A 23,625-nucleotide genomic window follows, 5' to 3' on the forward strand; every position below is an offset into this window, starting at 1 on the left:
TAAGATCCAAATTTTATGTTGAAATTTGTTTAAAGTATATTTTCATTACAATGTGGGTGAGCCCCCATCTCTATCAAGTTAAGTCTATATAAGTTACATTTCACGTGAAATTTTTTTGTTCTTTCTTTTTAATATGCACCTAATTGATTTAAGTTTCTAATTATACAAATAACTTTGACTATAATGGTGACTTCTTGTGAAATTATATACATATAAAGGGATTTTTTGGATTATTTGAGAAGGATCTAGTATTCTTTTTTAAAATGACAATAGGATCTGAAGAGGGAGAGACAAGGATACCATGAAATATTTGAAGAAAAAATCGGGAAAAATTTTATTAGCAACGGGATTGGCATTTTCTATGGCAGCTTGTGGTGTAACTGATAACAAAGAAAAAACAAATGCTGAATCTAGTAAACAACAAAACAATAATAATGATTCAAGCAATAATAATAACAGCAATGCAAATAACTCTAATGGCAATAATAACAATAACAGCAATGCAAATAACTCTAATGGCAATAATAACAATAACAGCAATGCAAATAACTCTAATGGCAATAATAACAATAACAGCAATGCAAATAACTCTAATGGCAATAATAACAATAACAGCAATGCAAATAACTCTAATGGCAATAATAATAACAGCAATGCAAATAACTCTAATGGCAGTAATAACAATAACAGCAATGCAAATAACTCTAATGGCAATAATAACAATAACAGCAATGCAAACAATTCTAATGGTAATAATAACACTAATACAAATAATGAATGGGGCACTAATAATAGTAATAACTCGAATAATAATTCAAACAATAATGAACAAAAACCTAATCAAAATCAAGAGCAATCGGCTACAAGTGTAACTTTAGAACAACATGGGATTATTGTTACAGTTCATAAAGTTGAACAAGCTGATAATATAGTTCGTGTGAAGTACACAATTAATAACACTACAAACCAAACTATTTTTTCTGGTGCACCTGGGGCTAAAATAGAACAAAACGGAAAAAGTACAATACCATCAGATTTCAAAGGGAATTGGGATCAAAGAGGATATATTGCTCCTCATACAAGTGTAGATGGAACAAACCTTTATTCATTGAGCGATATAACAAATGAATTTGACTTTAAAATTAGACCTGATTTTGAGGATATGAAGAATAATCCACCTATTGAGTATTTTATTTTAAGGGTAAAAATGCATTAATGAGAAATAAAAGAAGATCGAACTAGATATTCTTTCTAGATTGATCTTCTTATTTTATATTCCCCCTTCATTGCACCACTTTTGCAGTATCCCCTTGCTCAAATCATCATAAATGTGATACATACTTACTTCCTATTTAGGGGAACTGAAGCACGTTTTCCAATCCTTCAAGCAACTCTTCAGTTTCGTTCGGATGAACAAATAGAGTGGGAAACAGATTGGAAGATGCAGTGTTCGCATCACTCTTATCAAATTCCGCTCCAATTAGAAGGAAGGGATATGATAACAATTATGTTAGAGGGACGTTACAGCTGATGCGGAAATGGATACATGAAAACGTAAGGAAAAGTTTATAAAAAAGACTTAGCGTTGTAAATCTACATTCTTATGACGCTATCCCATATAGAAATTCATCGTTTTCCAGTTCAAAATGTTATGCAATAAAAAAAATATCTCGAATTTGAGATAAATCTCTTGCTTTTTAATCACTTGAGGTGTAAAGTGATAGTAACGAAAGCGATTGAGTCATATGAAAAGCATACATTCAGTTGCTTTTGATTTACAAAACAAAGTAACTTATTCAGTAAAAGCTAAGATGAATGTACAAAAATATAATGAGAATAAATTAAAAAGCTAAGAAGCATATTATTTTTCAGGTATCACTTGACTAGTAAAATGAAACGGAGGAATTACGAATGTATAAAATTAAAGGGCATCATCACATTTCAATGGTTACGAAAAATGCAAATGAAAATAATCACTTTTATAAAAATGTACTTGGTTTACGTCGCGTGAAAATGACAGTAAACCAAGATGATCCGTCAATGTATCACTTATTTTATGGAGATAAAACAGGAAGCCCAGGTACAGAATTATCATTTTTTGAAATTCCTTTAGTAGGAAAAACGTACCGCGGTACGAATGCCATTAATCGAATTGGATTACTCGTTCCTTCCGAGGAAAGCTTACATTACTGGAAAGCGCGATTTGAGACATTTGATGTAAAACATAGTGAAATAACGACATATGCAAATCGTCCCGCTTTGCAATTTGAGGATGCTGAAGGACTTCGCTTAGTACTACTCGTTTCAAACGGAGAAAAAGTAGAGCACTGGGAAACTTGGGAGAAATCAGAAGTTCCTGCAGAGCATCAAATTCAAGGAATGGGTTCTGTGGAAATGACAGTTCGTAGACTTGATAAAATGGCAAGTACACTTACAGAGATGTTTGGTTATACAGAGGTTAGCCGCAGCGAAGAGGAAGCGATTTTTCAGTCCATTAAAGGCGAGGCTTTTGGAGAAATCGTTGTGAAATATTTAGATGGTCCTACTGAAAAACCGGGCCGCGGTAGCATTCACCATTTAGCAATTCGTGTGAAAAATGATGCAGAGCTTGCTTATTGGGAAGAACAGGTGATAAAAAGAGGCTTCCAGTCTTCAGGAATCATCGACCGTTTCTATTTTAAAAGCTTATATTTCCGCGAATCAAACGGAATCCTATTTGAAATTGCGACAGATGGACCAGGATTTACAGTTGATGGAGATGTGGAACATTTAGGAGAAAAACTTGATTTACCACCGTTCCTAGAAGATCAGCGTGCAGAGATTGAAGCGAATTTAGCACCTATTGAAGAGAAGTAATAGAAGAGAAAAGATAAAATAAAATTTAAAACCATCGGAGGAATATAAAATGAACCAATTAAAAGGAATTCACCACGTTACAGCAATTACAAGTAGTGCAGAAAAAAACTATGAGTTTTTCACTCATATTTTAGGAATGCGTTTAGTTAAAAAAACAGTAAACCAAGATGACATTCAAACGTATCATTTATTCTTTGCAGATGATAAAGGTAGTGCAGGAACAGATATGACATTCTTTGACTTCCCAGGTATTCCAAAAGGAGTGCATGGTACGAATGAAATTTCAAAAACTTCATTCCGTGTTCCAACTGATGCAGCGTTAGCATATTGGGTGAAACGTTTTGACCGCCTGGAAGTCGAACATACAGGAATTAAAGAGCAATTTGGTAAGAAAACTCTTTCTTTCGTTGATTTCGATGATCAACACTATCAATTAATTTCAGATGAACTTGATAAAGGGATCGAATCAGGTACACCGTGGCAAAACGGACCAGTTCCATTAGAATATGCAATTACTGGTTTAGGACCTGTATTCATCCGCATTGCAAACTTTAGTTTCTTCAAAGAAGTGTTAGAAAAAGTTCTATTATTTAAAGAGGTTGCGCAAGAAGGAGAATTCTATTTATTTGAAGTGAACAAAGGCGGAAACGGTGCATCTGTCATTGTAGAACATAATACGGTTCTTCCAGAAGCACGACAAGGTTTTGGTACAGTTCACCATGCTGCATTCCGCGTAGAAGATCGCGCTGTATTAGAAGAATGGATTGAGAGAATCAGTAGCGTTGGGCTTCCTTCATCTGGCTATGTAGATCGTCACTTCTTCGAGTCATTATACGCGAGAGTTGCACCACAAATCTTATTTGAATTTGCAACAGACGGCCCAGGATTTATGGGAGATGAACCATACGAAACACTTGGCGAAAAATTATCTTTACCTCCGTTCCTAGAGCCAAAACGTGAAGAAATCGAAAAATTAGTTCGTCCAATTGATACAGTGAGAAGTACGAAGGAATTTATTAAAGAGTAAAAATAGAGATAGTAAGTAGGAGAGCAAGTAGTTTTAGCGGAGTGCTGGAACTGCTTGCTTTTTTATTTATTCTAGTGAGTTTTCTGACAATTGTTTTTCAATGCATAGAAAAGGAGTGGTAATATACAATTTTGATAATTGTATAAAAATACTAATTTTGGATAAAAGGGGATGCGGAGTGTATGGGAGCAGATGTAGTAACGCGGGAGCAAATGAAACATTCTTTAGATGATTGGTATCGTGTAATGTTGCAGCAAAATATAGAGAAAGCAACGGAGATGAAGGAAGAGATAGATAGTAAGATTAGTGGTTTGGACGTGGATCAAGATGTATTGCTTTATCATGCGTTATTGAATTTTAGGTATCAAGTTTTGAGTGATTGGGTTTCCGTTAAAGAAGGTAACTTTAATCAAGTAGAATCTTTTGAAGTTCCGCAAGAAGGTTTGCTAGCTTATTATTATCATTTGTTTAAAGCACTTTATTTTAGAATGGTTGAAAATTATGAGGAAGCTAGTAAAGAATTTGAACAGGCAGAAAAATTTTTAGAATACATTCAAAATCCTTGTGAAAAAGCAGAATTTAATTATCGTTTAGGTGAATTTTACTATCATACATACCAGGAAGTGAAAGCTATTCACCATATTCAAAAAGCGAAAGAAGAATTTGTAAATCATCCTGGGTACCAAATTAATGTTGCACTATGTGAGAATATATATGGTTTATGTTGCGTGGAATTAAAGCAATTTGAATTAGCTGAAGAAAGTTTTAATATTGCTTTAGATGTATTCCAAAGATTAAATCATAAAAAGTACGTTCTGATGATTAGAAACAATTTAGCCTGGTTATATGGTACTCAAAATCTATCTGATTTGGCCATTCGTCATGCTGCTGAAGTTGCTGAGAAATTACCTAAACATTATAAAGCGATTTTTACAGTGGCTGAAGAGTATTGTAAATTGGGTAAAATTGAGTTAGCGCAAAAATATATTGCGATGGGAATTGAAATATGTAATGAATTAAAAAATAAAGAATTTCAATATCGTTTTATGATATTGGAAGAATTGAACAAGGGCTCTAATGCAAATGAAATGGAGAAAATTGTATTAGAAAGCATTGCGTATTTTGAAAGTAAAAATTTGTTAGAATGTATAAAAGAATACAGTGAAAAATTAGCAATGCAATTTTATGAAGAAGGTAATCATATCAAAGCAAGTAAATATTTTTATATAAATAATAAAGCGAATAAAAAATATTTAGAAAAGGGAGCTTTGAAATAATGGGGAAACTTAGTAAATTAATAACGGGATTAGCACTTTTGGGGACTTTAGCGATAGGATTAAACAGCTCTACTGAATCTAATCAATACGCTAGTCGAGGAGACACAGGCGGAGCACCAGCAAGACCAGACTATGTTAGCTTTAATAAAGGAGATACTGGTGGAGCACCAGTAAAACCAGACTATGCTAGTTTTAATAGAGGAGACACGGGTGGAGCGCCAGCCAACTTCAATAAAGGAGATGGCGGAGCACCAGCAGATAATAGAGGAGACGGCGGCGGAGTAAGCCAACTATAATAACAAAGAAAGGGACTTCAACATGAAGTCCCTTTTTCTATTTTTAGGCCATGCAGAGAAAAGAATTGACTTACTTTAAATGTGTAACTATAATAGTTACAAAATAACTATCACTAATAGCAGTGAGTAATATTTTTTTAGTATAATTGTAACTACATCAGTTACAATTAAAAAAGAGAACATAAAACAACCAAAAAATGTAAAAACTTTAAATAGCAACAAGAGAAAGGAGACGGGAATGTTGAAACGGTTTAAGTTTTATATGATTAGCGGTATTGTGCTCGTTTTGCTTATCGTATGTAACTTTGTTGATAAGCCGATTGCGAAGGTCGAAGAAGTGAAAGATACTGTTATGATGAAGCTGAATACGAAAGAGAGTATGGCACAAATCGACGGGCAGACGATTTATTTTAAGAAAATTGGTGAGGGAAAGCCACCTTTACTTATGCTGCATGGGTTTGGTGGTTCATCTGATGGATTTAGTGATATTTATCCGGAACTTGCGAGAGACCATACAATTATTGCAGTTGATATTTTAGGGTTTGGACGTTCTTCTAAACCAATTGATTTTGAGTATTCGTTTCCTGCGCAAGTGAATTTATATTATAAGTTAATGAAGAAGCTTGGATATGATCAATTCGCAGTACTTGGTCATTCGATGGGCGGAGAGATGTCCCTCAATTTAGCGTATTTATATCCGGATGCAGTAACGCATCTCATTTTAGCGGATTCTACAGGAATAGAGTCTTTCCAGCAAAAAGAAAGTTATGAAGTGCCGCCGCTATCGACAGACTTACAAACTGTAACTGAGATTACGGATTACAATAAAAATGAAGTGAAAAATAGTCGTGACGATAAAGAGCACTATGATCAGCTGACGAAAATGAGAGAGCGCCGCATTGCGATGGAAGCCGATAAAATTAAGGTGCCGACTTTAATTATATGGGGTAGAAATGATAAGAGCGTTTCTTGGAAAAATGGTGAACTGTATCATCAGCTATTTGCGAATAGCACGTTCCATATTATTGAAAAAGGATACCACGCACCGTTTCGCCAGGAACCAATCGAGTTTATGGAATATGTACAAGCGTTCTTCGCGAAGAATCCACAATAATAAAATTTTAAGCATAAATCCACTTCTTTCCTCATACAGTGAAACTAATAAGGCTTGTCTAAGGAAAGGAATGAAGTAGAGTGGAAACTTTACCATGGTGGGTGTATCTTGTAATCGTTGGAATCGTATTAAGTGGCTACATGGTTTTATATACTTCGAAAAAAGAGCAAGAGATGGATAATGAGTTTATCGAAAAAGAAGGCGAAGTGTATATGAAGCGTTTAGCAGAAGAACGCGAGAAACGTAATCAGGATAGTGATAAGGATTCTGTTTTATTATAATTATGGGAGCGTGGATAACATGTCGTTATCCACTTTTTCATTTTCTGAAATATATCAACGATTTTTTCAATATATCGACTTACCGATACAAAACGACAATGTTAAGAAGCACGGTTATTGTTCGGGAAATTATTATTGGAACATAGCATATAGAATGTACATACTAAATAGCACCATTATAAGCTGTAACGCACAAGTTGCACAGCCAACGCAACGACAACTCGCTTTACTCATCATCATGTATTTGCTCATACTAGACGTAGATAGGTGAGAAACATAGTATGATTTTTAGTAAACGTTTAAAAGAAGAACGAGAAAAATGAAAGAAATCCCCTACACCAGCTGTTCTTTTCACTCAAATTGTGTACTATAAAGGATAGGATGACATAAAGAAGGGGAAATTTAGAATGGAATTTCATGAACAAAAGATTTTGCCGGCAGTGAGGCAAATTAAAGATTTGGAAAAGCTATTACATAGTTCGTATGAGTATATCGTTATTTTAGATATTCATGTCGGTCAATTGAAGAGTGTTATATCGCTTGCGAAGCAATATTGTAAAAAGGTGTTTTTACATGTGGATTTAATTCATGGCTTGCAGAGTGATGGGCATGCGACGGAGTATTTATGTCAGGAGTTTAGACCGTACGGGTTACTTTCAACGAAGGCGAGCGTGATTATGAAGGCGAAGCAAAAAGGTGTTGTGGCAATACAACGCATCTTTTTAATCGATTCGAGTGCGATGGAGAAGAGCTGCAATCTTTTAGATAAGACGAAACCGGATTATATTGAGGTACTTCCTGGAGCATTAACGGACGTTATCGCTGAAGTGAAAGAGCGTACTGGTGTACCGATTTTAGCAGGTGGTTTCATTCGTACTGTTGATGATGTAGAGAGAGCTTTAAATGCTGGTGCGACAGCAATTACGACATCAAAACGCGAACTATGGAAACATTACCAAAAAAAGTGACGAAAATGTGAAATAATTCTGTTGACACCGCTTTCATTAACGGTTAACATTATAGACAAGTTAATAAACGTGACGGAGAAAAGAAGAGATCCACATTTCATTGTTTCTATATAAATTTATATAGAAGCGTGCAAAGCTGTGGGTCTTTTTCTTTTGACAAAAACGAATGGCCATTCATTTTACCTCTATCACATTTGAAAGCGTTTAAATTGATTGTGGAGGGATACTATGTCAGCATTTTTAGGAGAGTTAATAGGGACTGCGTTGTTAATCGTACTTGGTGGCGGCGTTTGTGCTGGTGTAAGTTTAAAGAAGTCGTTTGCGAAAGATTCTGGTTGGATTGTTATTACAATGGGCTGGGGCTTAGCAGTAGCGGTTGCAGCATATGCGGTTGGATCAATTAGTGGGGCACATTTGAATCCAGCTTTAACGATAGGATTAGCATTTAAGGGAGCGTTCCCATGGAGTGACGTACCTGGTTATATCGCAGCACAAATGATTGGGGCAATTATCGGGGCAGTTATCGTATATTTACATTACTTACCACATTGGAAAGAAACAGAAGATCCAGGAACAAAGTTAGGCGTATTTGCAACAGGTCCAGCAATTCCGAACACATTTGCAAACCTTTTAAGTGAAATGATTGGAACATTCGTTTTAGTATTTGGTATATTAGCAATTGGTGCAAATAAATTTGCAGATGGATTAAATCCATTTATCGTAGGTTTCTTAATTGTAAGTATTGGTTTATCATTAGGTGGAACGACAGGATACGCAATCAACCCAGCACGTGATTTAGGGCCGCGTATCGCGCACTTCTTCCTTCCGATTGCAGGAAAAGGCGGTTCAAACTGGAAGTATGCATGGATTCCAGTAGTAGGTCCAATTTTAGGTGGATCACTTGCAGGATTATTCCATCAAGTTGTATTTGAAGGAAAACAAAACGCAGCACTTATTTATGTAATTATTGCAACTGTGATTGTACTAGCAATCTCTTATATGACAAGTAAAAAAAGTGGAAGCAATACAAATAGTAGAAAAGTAGCATAAGGGGGAAACCGATATGAAAAAATATATTCTTTCATTAGACCAAGGAACAACTAGCTCACGTGCAATTCTGTTCAATAAAAAGGGTGAAATTGTTCATTCAGCTCAAAAAGAATTTACACAACATTTTCCAAAGCCAGGCTGGGTAGAGCATAACGCGCAAGAAATTTGGGGATCTATTTTAGCGGTTATCGCAACTTGCTTAAGCGAAGCAGATGTAAAACCAGAACAAATCGCTGGTATCGGTATTACGAACCAACGTGAAACAGCGGTTGTATGGGATAAAACAACAGGCAAACCAATTTATAACGCAATCGTATGGCAATCTCGCCAAACAGCTGAAATTTGTGATGAGTTAAAAGAAAAAGGTTATGGCGAAATGGTTCGCGAAAAAACAGGTCTTTTAATTGACGCATATTTCTCTGGTACGAAAGTAAAATGGATTTTAGATAACGTTGAAGGTGCAAGAGAGAAAGCAGAAAACGGCGATCTATTATTCGGAACAATTGATACGTGGCTTGTATGGAAACTATCTGGTGGTAAAGCGCACGTAACGGATTACTCAAACGCATCACGTACATTAATGTTTAACATTCACGACTTACAGTGGGATGATGAGCTTCTAGAAATGTTAACAGTACCAAAGAGCATGCTTCCAGAAGTACGTCCATCATCTGAAGTGTATGGAGAAACAATTGACTATCACTTCTTCGGGCAAAATGTACCGATTGCAGGTGTAGCTGGTGACCAACAAGCAGCATTATTTGGACAAGCTTGTTTCGGTGAAGGTATGGCGAAAAATACTTACGGAACTGGTTGCTTCATGTTAATGAACACTGGTGAAAAAGCAGTAGCTTCTGAGCATGGTCTATTAACAACAATTGCATGGGGAATAGATGGTAAAGTAAACTACGCATTAGAAGGAAGTATTTTCGTAGCAGGTTCTGCAATTCAATGGTTACGTGACGGAATGCGCATGTTTAAAGATGCAAGTGAGAGTGAAGTGTATGCTTCTCGCGTTGAATCAACTGACGGTGTATACGTTGTACCAGCATTCGTAGGATTAGGTACACCTTACTGGGATAGTGAAGTACGCGGTGCTATGTTTGGTGTAACACGCGGTACGACGAAAGAGCATTTCATTCGTGCAACACTAGAATCTTTAGCTTACCAAACGAAAGACGTATTATGCGCAATGGAAGCAGATTCAGGTATTGAACTGAAAACATTACGCGTTGATGGCGGAGCAGTTAAAAATAACTTCTTAATGAAGTTCCAAAGTGATATTTTAGATGTTCCTGTAGAGCGTCCGGTGATCAATGAAACAACAGCTTTAGGTGCAGCGTACTTAGCTGGTCTTGCGGTTGGATATTGGAAAAACCAAGATGAAATTAAAGAACAGTGGCATATGGACAAACGCTTTGAACCAACAATGGAAGCGGAAACAAGCAAAGAGCTATATGCTGGATGGAAAAAAGCAATTGAAGCAACAAAAGCTTTCAAATAATCATAAACAGTGTTATAATGGTGACAAGTTAATAATTCGGTAGGAGATTTGGAGAGACCACAACACGCTATAGAGGCGAAATCTATAGCGGAGTTTGTGGTCTCTTTTTTCGTTATCAAAGGGAGGAATTACCATGAAATTTTCAAGTAAACAACGTAAAGACGTATTAAACGGAGTAAATAAACAAGAATTAGATGTGATCGTAATTGGTGGAGGTATTACTGGTTCTGGTATTGCATTAGATGGAGCAACACGCGGGTTATCAACAATTGTGTTTGAAATGCAGGACTTTGCAGCAGGTACATCAAGTCGTTCAACGAAGCTTGTACACGGTGGTCTACGTTATTTAAAACAACTTGAAGTGAAAATGGTAGCAGAGGTGGGGAAAGAGCGTGCGATCGTATATGAGAACGGTCCCCATGTAACAACACCAGAGTGGATGTTACTTCCGTTCCATACAGGCGGTACGTTCGGATCATTCAGTACATCAATTGGTCTTCGTGTATACGACTTCTTAGCAGGTGTAAAACGAAGCGAGCGCAGAAAAATGTTTAACCGTGAAGAAACGCTGAAGAAAGAGCCTCTTGTAAAACAAGAAGGATTAAAAGGCGGCGGTTACTACGTAGAATATCGTACAGACGATGCGCGTCTTACAATTGAAGTAATGAAAGAAGCAATTGAGCACGGTGCAAAAGCTGTTAACTATGCAAAAGTAGATAGTTTCTTATATAAAGATGGAAAAGTATGTGGTGTACGTGTAATCGATTTACTAGATGGTGAAGTATACGAAGTTTACGGTAAGAAAATTGTAAACGCAGCTGGTCCTTGGGTAGATACACTTCGTGAAAAAGATAACTCGAAAAAAGGAAAAGTACTTCAGTTATCAAAAGGTGTTCACTTAGTAATTGACCAAAAACGTTTCCCATTAGGGCAAGCAATTTATTTCGATACACCAGATAAACGTATGGTATTCGCGATTCCGCGCGGCGGGAAAACTTATGTAGGTACAACAGATACGTTCTATGATAAAGACGCAGCTGTACCACAAATGACAACAGAAGATCGCACATACATCATTAATGCGATTAACTACATGTTCCCAAGCGTAAAAATTACGGAAAAAGACATCGAATCAAGCTGGGCTGGTGTTCGTCCGTTAATTTACGAAGAAGGTAAGAGTGCATCTGAAATTTCTCGTAAAGACGAAATTTGGACTTCTGAATCTGGTTTAATTACAATCGCAGGTGGTAAATTAACAGGATACCGCAAAATGGCTGAAATGGTAGTAGACTATGTAACGAACTTACTACAAAAAGAAGGCCATAGTGCATATCCGAAGAGCTCAACGAAACATATGCCAATATCTGGTGGACATGTAGATGGCTCTAAAGGATTACCAGCATTTATCGCGAAAAAAGCAGGCGAAGGTACGAAATACGGTTTAACGACAGCACAGGCAGAAGAATTCGCGAAATTCTATGGCTCTAACGTTGACGTATTGTTCGAATTAGCGAAAAAACATAAAGACGAAGCGAAAGAATACAACATGCCGCTAGACGTTCTAATCCCACTTGTATACGCAATGGATTACGAAATGACAGCAAAACCAGTCGACTTCTTCGTACGCCGCAGAGGCGCTGTATTCTTCAACATCCACTGGGTATACGAGTGGAAAGAAGCAGTAATCAACTACATGGCTACAAAACTAGGCTGGAGTAAAGAAGAGCAAATGAAATACACAGCAGAACTAGAAAAAGCATTAACAGACGCTGTCATTCCTGTAGATCAACAAGAGCATGCAGCTGCGTTAGCGTAAAATAGAGAAACACCTGAAGAGAAACTCTTTAGGTGTTTTTTATCTTGACTAAAAATAAATAAAATGTGTTACAATGATGGTAGAGTATATAGTATGAATTTTGCATAAAATAAAGAAGACAGAAGCCTGAGAAACTTCTGCCTTTGTAACCTAACTTGCTATTGTGGTGGTAGTAGGTGCGGTTATAAGAAAATTACATTAACGTTTTAGCCGAGAACCGCCCTTACCTTTTCCACGAAGCAGGGTGGTTCTCGCTTTTTTGTATACAGAAATTAGCCATGGACCGACGTATCTTCTACCGATGACAACGCCTACTACACTTGTATGAAGAATGTATCGGTTTTGATATTATCGATCCATCTTTGTATGGCCATGAAATATTAGATTTTTTAAGTGAGTGTTAGAAAGAAGGAGGACTCGATTAAATCGGTTCTCTTTTTCATTTAGCGATGAGGGGGAATTTTGAAGATAGAAAAACTAAGCCCCCCTTATTACAAACCTAAAAAGCGCCTTGGGAGAGAGGCGCTCTTTAGGTGAATGTATTGTAATGACTATTCGGTTTATTATATGTAAGTTGCTGAGGAAGTGTTTTATAAAAAAACGTTATTACCCTCTGTATTTTTTTATAAATTTATAAAACTTTTCCATACAGTGCGTCGTCTAATATATGGGAAGGAGGAAGTGGTGTGGATGAATTAACGGTAGAAGCGTTTGAAATAGAAGATAAGGAACTCCTTATCGATGAAATTATGAACAAGTATGGGCAAGAAGTGCTGCAACTTGTGTATTCATATGTAAATAATAAAGAGGTTGCGGAGGATTTAACGCAAGATATATTTGTGAAATGTTATAAATCTCTTCATACATACAAAGGGAATTCGAACTTAAAAACATGGCTATGGAGAATTGCAATTAATCATTGTAAGGATTATTTAAAAAGTTGGTATAACAAAAAAGTTATTGTTACAGAGGATGACTTTACGTATATGGAAAGTCAAAAAGAAAGTGTGGAACAAACAGTTATTCAAAATGCGGAGGATCGTGAACTGGCTTCTGCAATAATGAATTTACCGATCAAATATCGAGAAGTTATTTATCTATTTTATTATGAAGAGTTATCAATTAAAGAGACTGCGATTGTAATAGATGTGAAGGAAAATACGATAAAAACGAGGCTGAAAAAAGCGAAGGAGCTTTTGAAGAAAGGATTGGAGGAATAATCAAATGGAAGATCGATTAAAAGGCCTGCGAAAATCAATGGAGAATACAACGTTTAAACATTTGAGTTTTTCTGATCAACATCGAAAACGAGTGCGTGAAAAAATCAATCAATCGTCCGAAAAGGAAGAAGATATCCTTTTAGCAGTGTTGCAACTTCTTATGAATGAAAAAACAGGTTATGAATTGATGCAGTTACTGCGCGGGAGAGGGATTCAAAAATTCGAAGGGGATGAAGGGTCTCTATACACGTTATTACATCGTCTAGAACAGAATCGCTTTATCCAATCTAGCTGGGATCATGCAGGAGCGAAATATTATCAATTAAATGATAAAGGAAACAAGATGCTGCGGAAGGCAGAGAAAAATGCTACGAAGGCGCAATTTATATTAAAAGGATTAGTACAGGAGTGAGAAAAAATTGAACAAAAAAGGGGAGCGTTTTTTAAAAGAAGTTACGAACCATATTAAATCAAAAGAAGCGAAGGACTTAGTAGCAACTGAACTGAATTTTCACTTGAAACAGGCTAAGAATATGTGGATGGGTAAAGGGTTAAGTGAGGAAGTTGCTGAAGATAAGGCTGTTGAGCAAATGGGGAGTCCAATTAAACTTGGCCGGGAACTGAACAAACTACATAAGCCAAAGGTGGATTGGTTTTTAATTGGTTTATTAGTGATTGCGATGGGATTAGGGTTCTTGCCGGTTATAGCTTTTGGACATACAAATGATTTACTACTGAATAAGGTGATTTTTGTTATTCTCGGTGTTGCAACAGTTGTAGTGATGATGCTGATTGATTACCGGAAATTAGAAAGACTCGGATGGCTGTTTTATACAATCGGTGTACTTATCTTGTTAGCTATAAAATGTTTTCCAACTGGTTACGTGATTGGGGAAGCAATAATAAAAATTGGCCCTATCAAAATTGACTGTTTAATGACGATACCATTCTTTTTTCTAGCTTGGGCTTCTTTTTTCAATAATAGTAGGTTGAAGTTTATACATCTTCTCATGTTGTACGTATTTTCTTTATATCTATTTTCAGCTATATCAATTCTTTTACCAATTTTCATCTATATTACGATGGTATTCGTTATGCTTTGGTGGAGTAAGCTAGGAAAGAAAACGGCATGGCTCATTACAATATTACCAGTTTTACCCTTTATTATTAGGGATCTATTTTCCTGGTCTGCTGTAAAAGAATACCGGATAGCTAGAATTTTAGGATTTATAAACCCGGAGCATGATCTATGGTATTTACGTTTGAAAGAGGCGATGTCTTCAGCAGGTTGGTTTGGTACATATGGAAATATAAAGGCTATCCCTGCTGCCCATACTGATTTTGTATTCGCGAGTTTGACTTACTATTATGGATATGTGCTTGCGCTAGTTCTTGTCTTGATTCTGTCTCTTTTTGCAGTAAGAATAATGAACATAGCTTATAAAATCAATGATGGCTATGGTAAATTGCTTCTCGTTGGTGGAGTGACTCTTTTCACAATCCATTTCATTTGTAACGTTGGCATGATTCTTGGGATATTACCACGTTTTTCTATATCGTTACCTTTTATTAGCTATGGATTGATACCAACTCTGTTTCATGCATTTATAATGGGAATTGTGTTGAGTGTATATCGACGTAAAGATATGTCGTTTAGAATGAGAAAGACACCTTGATACTTATTATAAGTTGCATATAAAGGTATTTATTATTATGATCAAGTACAAACGTAAATAGATAGCAAAAGGGGGGTATGATAAATAACCCTCTTTTCGTGTTTAAATAAGTGCACTTGCTTTTATAGAAGTACATAATTCAGAACGAGAAATTGATTCAGCTAGCTGCTGTAAATAAGCATATTCTGTCGCATCTTTTTCAGAAGTGTTAGGATCTAGTAAAGGTGAAGAAAGAAGTACGTCAATCGTAAGTATGTCTGCATCATGAAAAATGATGTTATAGCCTGCAAATACAGGGCGTTTTATGAAATTTAAGTAAGTGCGTGTTTGCATGCGTATCACTATTTTATGTACAATAAAAGAAAAGCCTCTTATGAGATGGGGAGAGAAATTTTCATGTCCAGCCAACAATTAGTGAATTTACGCATTGATTTTGCTTTTAAACAATTATTGTTTGTTCGTTGGTTGGTTATTATTACTTCCGGCAAACGAGGATGAACAACTAACCCAAACATTGGAGGACATTGCGATGAACCATGATCCGATTTTACAAAAAGCGATGAATAAATGGGAGCGTATGAGTCAAGATTCTTCTTTCCGACAAGCATATGAGGCAAGAGAGAAAGCTTTAATGGATGAAGCCGCAAAGTTCGCTCATGCTCGTAATGAAGGAAAGAAAGAGGGGATTGAAGAAGGTAAGATTCAATTAATTCGTGGAATGCATAAAAACGGAATGACAATCGAAGATATTGCAAAGTTTACAAATTTACGTTTAGAAGAAATACGAGGCATTGTACAAGTCTAAATGATAAAAAGAACACCTCCATTGAATTTGCATACTTAATATGCGAATTCGGGAGGTGTTCTAATATGTGTCCCGTTTTCGGGGTTCACTTCAATTATCAAGGTGTTTTCATTATAAGCTCAAAACTCTCCGAATCAGCCTCAAGTATAAAAGGACTAACCTCGCCAACGCTATAAAGTTGTAATTCATGCATTGCGCGCGTACAAGCAGTGTAGAACAATCTACGAACGCTCTCATCACTGTACACATCTTTAGAAGCATCGTAAATAATAACAGCGTCAAATTCAATACCCTTCGCTAAATAAGCAGGGATCACGACGATGCCTTGCTCATACTCGGCTGAGTTACTCTTCACGAGTTTAATATTCTCGATATGATTAAGCGCTTCGTAAGCAGCTGCACTTTCGGCTGCAGATTTACATATAATTGCGATCGTATTGTGCTGCTCTTTTTGTAGTGCAGCAACTTTGGCAGTAATATGTTTGTGCAGTTCGCTATCATTTGATACTTTCGTCACTGTAGGTTTCTCACCGTCACGTTCAAAGGCGTGAATGTTCTTTCCTTCTGGTACGAGAGCACGTGTGAATTCAATAATCGGTTTTGTTGAGCGATAGCTACGAGTTAAGTTAATGCCGTTCGTTTCGTCTGGTCCGTATAAATTCGTAAGTGTATCGAAATTCACCGTTTCACTCGCATGGGCAAATATTGCTTGGTTAAAGTCTCCGAGTACTGTCATTCTTGCGGCAGGGAAGAGACGTTTTAAAAACTCGAACTGAAACGGTGAATAATCTTGCGCTTCGTCTACGAGTACGTGTTTAATCGATCTGTTCGTTTGGAAGCCTTCAATTAACTCTTTTAAAAGTAAAAATGGAGTCGCATCCTCGTAATATAGTTTTCCTTCATCGAGCATGTTCACCGTTAAAGAACAAATGTCATCCCATTCTTTCGGTTTTTCTCCAGTCCCACATGATGCATCTGTGAAAAGTTGTTTATATATGCCCGTGAAATTGATAAAGCGTAATGTTTGAACGCCTTTACGCAGTGGCTTCAATTTTTTACGGACAATCATACGTCCAAGTACTCTCGTTTCTTTTTCAAAATCTTGAAAGGAGTTGTCGTCAAACTCACCTTTTTTTTGTAAATATTTATAAGTCTTTTGATATTCATCTTTACTAAGTAATTCAATTTCCTCTTCTACCCAAGGCTTTTTCAGTTCTGTTTTTTCAATTTCATCTATTTGTTTATTTAGCCAATCCGTTAACTTTTCAATTCGATTATGGAAGCGGAGGGAGGAATCGGTATTGTAAAACTGCTCTGTAATTTCTTTAGCAGAAACAATTAACTTTCCTCTAAATTTCATTCCCCTAAATAGCATGCCTGAAGATTCAAGAGATTCTCTGTACGTTCTAATCATTTCGAAAAATTGAGTAGATGCCTTAAATCGGATGCTCGCATTTCTCGTTTTATAGGTAGGGCTATTCGTTTCAGTTAGCATATATTCTAATTGCTCATAAGGATCTTCAACATCAAATGACTTGCTTAGTCTATGGTTTAAATATTCTTGGAATGTCACTTGCTGCATATTTTCTTCGCCAAGTTCAGGTAGTACGTTAGATACGTAGCTATTGAACATAGAGTTAGGGGAGAAGAGAATAATTTGATCCGCTTTGAGCCATTCGCGATATTTATATAGTAAGTAGGCGATTCGTTGCAGCGCAGCAGACGTTTTACCGCTACCAGCAGCTCCTTGCACGATAAGAAGTCGGCCTTCATCGTGACGAATAATTTCATTTTGCTCGCGCTGAATTGTAGCAACGATACTTTGCATATGTTTGTTCGTACCTTTTCCGAGCGCTTGTTGCAAGATCTCATCACCAATTGTAAGGCTCGTATCGAACATAGAATCAATCTCGCCATTTTGAATAATGTATTGTAATTTTTTCTCCACATTACCGTGAATTACGCCTCCTGGTGTACTGTATTCAGCCGGTCCTGGTGGATAATCATAGTACACACTCGAAATAGGTGCGCGCCAGTCATATATAAGAAAGTTTTCTCCGCTTGCATCAGTAAGCGTGGCTACACCGATATAAATTTTCTCCGCAGCAGGTTCTCCTTCTTCTTTAAAATCAATTCTTCCGAAATAAGGTGCTTTATGCATGCGTCTTAATGCGGCAAGTCGATTAAAGGTGTGCTTATGAGTAATTTGTGTGACAGCTAGTGACTGAGCTTGTTGCCTTAAGTTGATAACTGTTTCCAGATAATCATCAAAAGTATCAGTGTTCACTTTCACATCATCCCAAAAGTGTTTACGAATATTGATTACTTCTGCCCGGCGTCTGCCAGTTTCGTTTTCCAGTTTATCAATTTGCTCCGTAATTGTTTCAATTACGGTATCCAATCGTTTTTGCTCTAAATCAAGTTTTTTGTTCATACGGTAAGCACTCCTTTAAAAGTGAAAAATAGAGGTTGACTGAAGATGTGTTTTGGTGTACAATTAAGATACGGATAAGTACGTTCTTTGTATTTTGTAAAATGTGTTTCTGTACTAATTTAACATAGTTTTTTAATTTAATCAATGAATAATGAGACAAGACTCTAATTTCCTGTATAGTTTGAGGAGGTTAGGGTCTTTTTGTTTTTTAGTTGTTGCTTGCTGTATTCAGCATTAACTGCACGTACAGGCCTAATTGGTGTGGTTAATAATGAGAGGGGGGACAAAACTCATCTGATTAAAGGATCACTTTATTGTATGTTCGAGTACTTAGTTATATTTTTGTAAATAAAATTTTTTATTCTTTATATATAGAAAAAGAGTTTTATTATTAAAAATATAAAAAAATAGCTTATTAAAATTAAATTCCTATTATATACTAAAATATGTATAGAAATGTAATATTTATTTTATGCAAGGCTTGCCTTGGGAGGAGAGAGAGAAGTGAAAGAATGTCCAATATGTTTAGATGGGGTGGAATATCCTAAAAATGTTGGGGAATGTCCGAAGTGTAAAAACTTTTTAAGGATGAAAAAGAAATCAGCGAATACTACGGTAAATGATGATTTTGCGGATGTATTTGATAATACTTTCTATGAAGAAAAGAAGCCCATCCCCCCTAATAAAACAACTGATCCATTTGAATCTACATATACGGAGCAGCAAACAAGTGCAGCGAGAGAAACAATAAAAGTAAGTAAGGCTAAAAAGAATGGATCAATAAAAGGGCAGGTAAGTAATTTTCAAGAGGATGTAATACCAGGTAAAATGCTTGGAAGATGGTTTGATGCATGTATAAAAGGAATTCCATTTATGAAGGATGGATATATGAATACATTCCAAGTGTATGATCAAGATGGAGAAGGGCATGAAGTAGTTGTATATGGAAAAATTGTAAGAGGGAAAATTGGAGATCATAATTTAGTTCAAGTGTTTGGAAAGCGCGATCGTCATGGGACAGTAGTAGCTAAGCATATTGAAAATTTAAATAGCAACACGACAGTTTCAGTCAATAGTGGTATGTCAGCAAATAGTGTAAGATTTTTGACGGCAATTATTATATTCTTATTATTCTCTATTATTAATTTTGTTATTTCTTTTGACTGGATTGGGCTTGTTAATTTAGTGGTATCTGTCATTTTAACTTTCTTATCAAATATATTTGTTGCCATATTACCGTTAATCATCGTTCTTTTTGGAATTTGGATAATGATTAAAAAGGTTTTTCGTTAAATAGATTATGAAAATGAGCACTCAAAAGTATGAGTGCTTTTTTATGCAGTCTTTAGTTTATTAATGGGGGGATTTCTTTGCGCTTACATAACATAGATACAGTAGAAATAAGAGAAAAAGATCATTTATTGAGAAAGTCTTATTTGGATAAATCGAATTTAAGTCCGGATTTAAATATGGAACCATTGGGACAACTTAGTTTCGTTAAAATAAAAGGTCTTGCAAATTTTTGGGAGGGAAAGGACGAAAAGGAATTTGACTTTGATGCCATTATGAGTGATGTGCTTAGTGGTTTTTCATCTTTACAGTCAACGTTTACATTTTTACTGATTGGTAGTCCGAAAGAAATAGGTGTTTATGTTGGAACGGATCAATTCAATCAGTCCATTTTATCTTCTTCATTGCATGCCTCATATCCTTATGCCAAATTGCAAGAAGTGGAAATGGATGAGATGTCACGGAAGTTACGTTCAATCGGGAATAACGGAGGAATTATTACAGGTATCCCGACTAATAAAACTTTTGGAGAAAGTAAGAGTCAACAAATTGAACGTTTATGTACCGGGATGTATGGGGGTTCTTGGGCGTATATTGTGGTTGCGAAATCGATGAGTCCTTTTCAAGTGACATTAGCGCATGAAAGGGTATTGAATGAAATTGATAACGTAAGTAAGTTTATTAAAGTATCCGAATCAGGTGGAAGTCTAGGTAAGGAATCTTGGGAAGTAACGAACTTAACCATTCAAAAGTACGTGGACAATCTTAATTCATTAGAAGAGAGCATAGATAGTGGAAGAACGATGGGAATGTGGAGAGTTGCTGGATACTATTTAGCGGATCAATTCGTAAATGCAACAAAGCTAAGAAACTTAATTACTTCTGTTTATAATGGTGAACAATCTAAACCGGAGAAAATAAGAGCTTTACCAGTAGATGACATTTTATACTATGCGTCTAATTTTCAATTTCCAGCGAATGAATTACCACGCCAGAAGGCTATGAAGCATCCGATAGGAGTATGGGATTTGCATGGTGAAGGGATTACGAAGGAAGTTCATTGCTATAAGTATTTGTATCAAACGATTTTGCCGACTGGAGAGCTTTCAACTTTATGCCAAATCCCACGGAAAGAAATGCCGGGTTTTTATATTGATCAGTATGTGGAGTTTGATGTTGCGAACCGTCGTTCAATCCATGATGAAAGTAATAGTTTTACAGTAGGAAAGATCATTAATGGCAATGAAGAAATAAAGTCGTATGAAAAATTAGAGCCAAGTAATCTCATCTATGATATGGATTTAATGGATTTAAGCCGACATGGTTTAATTGTAGGAATTACGGGTGGAGGTAAGTCTAATACTTCTAAAGGACTGCTTCGTAATTTATGGAATAAACACCGTATTCCTTTCATGGTAATCGAATCAGCTAAACGGGAATATTGGGAAATGTACAATATGGAAGGTTTTGAAGATGTTTTAGTCTTTACCTTGGGAGCGGAGGATGAAAATTCTGTTCCGTATCGAATTAACCCATTTGAAAAAATAGAAGGCGTTCCATTACAGACTCATATTGATTATGTGCTATCAACTTTTAAGGCGAGCTTTGAGCTTTATGCACCAATGCCGCATGTTTTAGAAACTAGCATTTATCAAATATATGAAGATCGAGGCTGGGACATATTAAGTAATAAAAATAAATACGGTGCAAATGTTTTTCCAACCTTAGATGACTTATATTACAAAGTTGATGTTGTTGTTGATAATTTAGGATATGATCAACGCTTAAAATCAGATATTACGGCAGCACTTAAGGCAAGGATACACTCATTACGTGTTGGTGGCAAAGGTGCCATGTTAAATACAGATAAGTCTATTCCAATTGCGGATTTATTGTCTCGACCTGTCATTTTGGAACTAGAAGATATAGGCGATGATGATGTAAAAGCATTTATGATGGGAATTATTTTAGTCCAATTGTATGAATATAGAAGAACGAAGCTTACTAGAAATAAAGGGTTTGAACATCTGATTTTAATTGAAGAAGCACATAGATTGTTAGCTAATGTATCAAGTGGTGGGGAAGGGAATGTTCGTGCGAAATCAGTAGAATTTTTCACAAATTTATTAGCCGAAATTCGTAGTTATGGACAAGGTTTTTTAATTGCGGATCAAGTTCCGACGAAACTAGCACCGGATACATTAAAAAATACAAATTTAAAAATTGTTCATAGAATTGTTATGCAGGAAGATCGTGAGTTAATTGGACAATCTATGAATATGACACAAGAACAAATTGAATACATTAGTTCTTTAAGAAGAGGATTTGCTGCTGTTTATGCAGAAGGAGATATGCGGCCAAAACTCGTACAAATGCCTTATGTAAAGGAAGATTTTGATTATCCAAGAAAAACTGTTATTCAAAATGTGAAAGATGCAGTGAAAAACGAATTTCATCATTATGATAGAAAATATGATTTTGGTCCTGCTTGCGCCTTTTGTATGGATAAGTGTAATCGTCGTGAAGAGATGGGAAAAATAAAGGGATTTATTGTGAAGCAAAATTGGTTACGCGACATGTTAGATGACGCTAAAAATGCAGAATTTAAACCAGATTGGTTTGAAGGATTGTTTGAAATGTTAGAAAAGAATGGAATGAGCTCACTCCGAAATTATCATACGAGATTATGTACTTTAAATGTCTTTTTAGATAACAGAGATTTAGAAGAAAGCTATAAACGAGAAGCTGTAATAAATTATATGAAACATAATCTACTAAAGGATGAATGAATATGAAAGAATTCGATCGAAAAGACCACGTTGATAAAGTAGAGGAAGAAGACAAACTTGAAGAAAAGAAAGAAAAAAGTATAGAGGAAGCAAGCAAGAAGAAGCAGGCTTATAATTTTGATAAATATAATGAACAATTTGAGGGGCGTAAGCAGGAAACGATTGAAGATGAACTTGCTGAAAATAATCGGAATATTAGTTTTGATAAATATCAAAAGCAATTAAATAAGGACATAACAGAGCAGCAAAATGAACAAGATGAAATAAATCCTGAGGTAGATTCTCCGGAAGTTATGGAGGCCAAAAAGGTTGAAAAGGAAAATATCGAGACCAAAAAGCGGCTTGAGAATATGGAAGAAAATGCGGAAGAAATAAAGGAAGCAAAAGAATCTCTAGAAGGAACAAATGGAGGAAAGAATCCAGAGCGAGTAGAAGAAACGCCGAAGCAAGAAGAAATAGAAGAAGGCAAGAAACTAGAACAGTCGGAAGAAGCTGGAGAAAAAAATCTAGAGAAAGTAGAAGAAACGCCGAAGCAAGAAGAAATAGAAGAAGGTAAGAAACTAGAACAGTCGGAAGAAGCTGGAGAAAAAAATCCAGAGCGAGTAGAAGAAACGCCGAAGCAAGAAGAAATAGAAGAAGGTAAGAAACTAGAACAGTCGGAAGAAGTTGGAGAAAAAAATCTAGAGCAAGTAGAAGAAACGCCGAAGCAAGAAGAAATAGAAGAAGGTAAGAAACTAGAACAGTCGGAAGAAGCTGGAGAAAAAAATCCAGAGCGAGTAGAAGAAACGCCGAAGCAAGAAGAAATAGAAGAAGGCAAGAAACTAGAACAGTCGGAAGAAGCTGGAGGGAAGAATCCAGAGCAAGTAGAAGAAACACCGAAGCAAGAAGGAACAGATGGAGAAAGCCAACTTGATCAGGCAGGAGAAACAACAGAAGAAACTGGAGGGAAGAACCCAGAGCAAGTAGAAGAAACGCCGAAACAAGAAGAAACAGATGGAGAAAGCCAACTTGATCAGGCAGGAGAAACAACAGAAGAAACTGGAGAGAAGAACCCAGAGCAAGTAGAAGAAATGCCGAAGCAAGTGGAAACAGAAGAAGGTAAGAAACTTGATCAGTCGGGAGAAACAACAGAAGAAGATGTGGAAAAGAACCCAGAGCAAGTAGAAGAAATGCCGAAGCAAGTGGAAACAGAAGAAGGTAAGAAACTTGATCAGTCGGGAGA

18 protein-coding genes and 2 pseudogenes are annotated in these 23,625 nt (G+C 36.2%); 18 read left to right on the plus strand and 2 right to left on the minus strand.

Going from position 1 to position 23,625, the window contains the following annotated elements; genetic code table 11:
- Positions 1-301: 301 nt before the first annotated feature.
- The 14 genes from PDK19_RS08320 to PDK19_RS08385 all read left to right on the plus strand — a co-directional run bounded on the left by PDK19_RS08320 (position 302) and on the right by PDK19_RS08385 (position 15,085).
- Entirely contained in the window at positions 302-1,216 is a 915-nt protein-coding gene (locus PDK19_RS08320) for a hypothetical protein (protein ID WP_270706926.1), read from the plus strand.
- Positions 1,217-1,911: 695 nt separating this feature from the next.
- Entirely contained in the window at positions 1,912-2,856 is a 945-nt protein-coding gene (locus PDK19_RS08325; RefSeq protein ID WP_270706928.1) for a ring-cleaving dioxygenase, read from the plus strand.
- Positions 2,857-2,905: 49 nt separating this feature from the next.
- Entirely contained in the window at positions 2,906-3,883 is a 978-nt protein-coding gene (locus PDK19_RS08330) for a ring-cleaving dioxygenase (protein WP_001072534.1), read from the plus strand.
- A gap of 182 nt (positions 3,884-4,065) precedes the next feature.
- Positions 4,066-5,160 carry a response regulator aspartate phosphatase gene (locus PDK19_RS08335; protein ID WP_074615279.1) on the plus strand — a complete coding sequence of 365 codons (1,095 nt, stop codon included), beginning with the start codon at positions 4,066-4,068 and terminating at the stop codon, positions 5,158-5,160.
- A complete protein-coding gene (locus PDK19_RS08340) occupies positions 5,160-5,456 on the plus strand; it encodes a hypothetical protein (protein ID WP_014893242.1) in 297 nt (98 codons plus the stop codon). The genes PDK19_RS08335 and PDK19_RS08340 overlap by 1 nt, the downstream gene beginning before the upstream one ends.
- Before the next feature lie 241 nt (positions 5,457-5,697).
- Entirely contained in the window at positions 5,698-6,570 is an 873-nt protein-coding gene (locus tag PDK19_RS08345) for an alpha/beta fold hydrolase (RefSeq protein ID WP_208735899.1), read from the plus strand.
- 80 nt (positions 6,571-6,650) lie between these two features.
- Positions 6,651-6,851, plus strand: a complete 201-nt coding sequence (locus tag PDK19_RS08350) for a sporulation YhaL family protein (RefSeq protein ID WP_000449227.1) — start codon at positions 6,651-6,653, stop codon at positions 6,849-6,851.
- 407 nt (positions 6,852-7,258) lie between these two features.
- A complete protein-coding gene (gene glpP / locus PDK19_RS08355) occupies positions 7,259-7,819 on the plus strand; it encodes a glycerol uptake operon antiterminator GlpP (protein ID WP_000394284.1) in 561 nt (186 codons plus the stop codon).
- Positions 7,820-8,047: 228 nt separating this feature from the next.
- Complete coding sequence (glpF, locus tag PDK19_RS08360) at positions 8,048-8,869, plus strand: glycerol uptake facilitator protein GlpF (protein WP_001272193.1); 822 nt, start codon at positions 8,048-8,050, stop codon at positions 8,867-8,869.
- 13 nt (positions 8,870-8,882) lie between these two features.
- On the plus strand, positions 8,883-10,373 hold the full coding sequence (gene glpK, locus PDK19_RS08365; protein ID WP_270706931.1) for a glycerol kinase GlpK: 1,491 nt from the start codon (positions 8,883-8,885) through the stop codon (positions 10,371-10,373).
- 133 nt (positions 10,374-10,506) lie between these two features.
- The gene (gene glpD / locus PDK19_RS08370) at positions 10,507-12,189 is read left to right on the plus strand and encodes an aerobic glycerol-3-phosphate dehydrogenase (protein ID WP_000672811.1); all 1,683 of its coding nucleotides are present in this window, start codon (positions 10,507-10,509) and stop codon (positions 12,187-12,189) included.
- A 686-nt stretch (positions 12,190-12,875) separates the two neighbouring features.
- A complete protein-coding gene (locus PDK19_RS08375; RefSeq protein WP_270706935.1) occupies positions 12,876-13,409 on the plus strand; it encodes a sigma-70 family RNA polymerase sigma factor in 534 nt (177 codons plus the stop codon).
- Positions 13,410-13,413: 4 nt separating this feature from the next.
- On the plus strand, positions 13,414-13,821 hold the full coding sequence (locus PDK19_RS08380) for a PadR family transcriptional regulator (protein ID WP_000390177.1): 408 nt from the start codon (positions 13,414-13,416) through the stop codon (positions 13,819-13,821).
- Positions 13,822-13,828: 7 nt separating this feature from the next.
- A complete protein-coding gene (locus tag PDK19_RS08385; RefSeq protein WP_270706937.1) occupies positions 13,829-15,085 on the plus strand; it encodes an FtsW/RodA/SpoVE family cell cycle protein in 1,257 nt (418 codons plus the stop codon).
- Positions 15,086-15,187: 102 nt separating this feature from the next.
- On the opposite strand, the pseudogene PDK19_RS08390 reads toward PDK19_RS08385, so the two are convergent.
- A pseudogene (locus PDK19_RS08390) lies at positions 15,188-15,391 on the minus strand (hypothetical protein); the annotation flags it as partial.
- A 151-nt stretch (positions 15,392-15,542) separates the two neighbouring features.
- Here PDK19_RS08390 and PDK19_RS08395 point away from each other — a divergent pair.
- Positions 15,543-15,890, plus strand: a pseudogene (locus PDK19_RS08395) (Rpn family recombination-promoting nuclease/putative transposase); the annotation flags it as partial.
- A 97-nt stretch (positions 15,891-15,987) separates the two neighbouring features.
- Here the strand turns inward: PDK19_RS08395 and helD are convergent.
- Positions 15,988-18,324: an RNA polymerase recycling motor HelD gene (helD, locus tag PDK19_RS08400; protein ID WP_270706939.1), complete on the minus strand. Its 2,337-nt coding sequence runs from the start codon at positions 18,322-18,324 to the stop codon at positions 15,988-15,990.
- A 504-nt stretch (positions 18,325-18,828) separates the two neighbouring features.
- On the opposite strand from helD, the gene PDK19_RS08405 reads away from it, so the two are divergent.
- The 3 genes from PDK19_RS08405 to PDK19_RS08415 form a co-directional block, all read left to right on the plus strand.
- Positions 18,829-19,617 (plus strand): hypothetical protein, encoded by a 789-nt coding sequence (locus PDK19_RS08405; protein WP_074567649.1) that lies wholly within the window; start codon positions 18,829-18,831, stop codon positions 19,615-19,617.
- Between the two features lie 77 nt (positions 19,618-19,694).
- Positions 19,695-22,403: an ATP-binding protein gene (locus PDK19_RS08410; protein WP_049113878.1), complete on the plus strand. Its 2,709-nt coding sequence runs from the start codon at positions 19,695-19,697 to the stop codon at positions 22,401-22,403.
- A 2-nt stretch (positions 22,404-22,405) separates the two neighbouring features.
- Positions 22,406-23,625 (plus strand): hypothetical protein (locus tag PDK19_RS08415; protein WP_270706941.1); only part of this gene is annotated, 1,220 nt, incomplete at its 3' end.

Source organism: Bacillus cereus group sp. BcHK124 (genome assembly GCF_027712065.1).
In the GTDB taxonomy this organism is placed as follows: Bacteria; Bacillota; Bacilli; order Bacillales; family Bacillaceae_G; genus Bacillus_A; species Bacillus_A pacificus.